Annotated in this window: 1 pseudogene; it reads left to right on the top strand. The window is 72.6% G+C overall.

Annotated elements, in window-relative coordinates:
- Positions 1-592: pseudogene (locus Q0994_RS33920) on the top strand (peptidase C14); the annotation flags it as partial.

Raw genomic sequence — 592 nt, 5'->3', positions numbered from 1 at the left:
TCCGTTCCGGTCGTCGTGCGTTGCTGCGGGCCTCGGGCCTGGCCGGCCTGGTCGCGGCCGGCACCGCCGTGACCACCACCACCGCCCACGCCGCCCCCGCCCGCACCACCACCCCCCTCCAGACCTCCACCGTCGCCGAACTCCGCGCCCTCGACCCCAAGCACCTCACCGACGGCACCCTCGCCCTCGTCGCCGGACACACCACCCCCGGCGACGGCGGCACCCTCACCGCCCGCTGGAACGCCCACTCCACCACCCCCCACAACGGCGGAACCGTCCTCACCCCCACCACCACACCCCCCAAGGGCCGCTGGCACCAACTCCACCAAGGCACCGTCGACCTGCGCACCTTCGGCCACCACGACCCCACCCACCCCGGCGACCACGCCCTCGACACCCTCCTCAACGACCCCACCGTCCACACCATCGACATCCACACCGACCTCCTCCTCACCCGACGCCACACCACCAGCCGCTCCCACCTCACCCTCGACTTCCACCACCACACCCTCCACACCACCGGCATCGAACCCAACACCCACGACAACCCCTTCGGCGCCGTCCTCGCCTTCACCGGCACCCCCACCGACAC

The sequence above is a fragment of the uncultured Streptomyces sp. genome, assembly GCF_947488945.1.
In the GTDB taxonomy this organism is placed as follows: domain Bacteria; phylum Actinomycetota; class Actinomycetes; order Streptomycetales; family Streptomycetaceae; genus Streptomyces.
The sequence above is the reverse complement of the archived record's forward strand: the minus strand, read 5'-3'. Positions and strand labels throughout refer to the sequence as shown.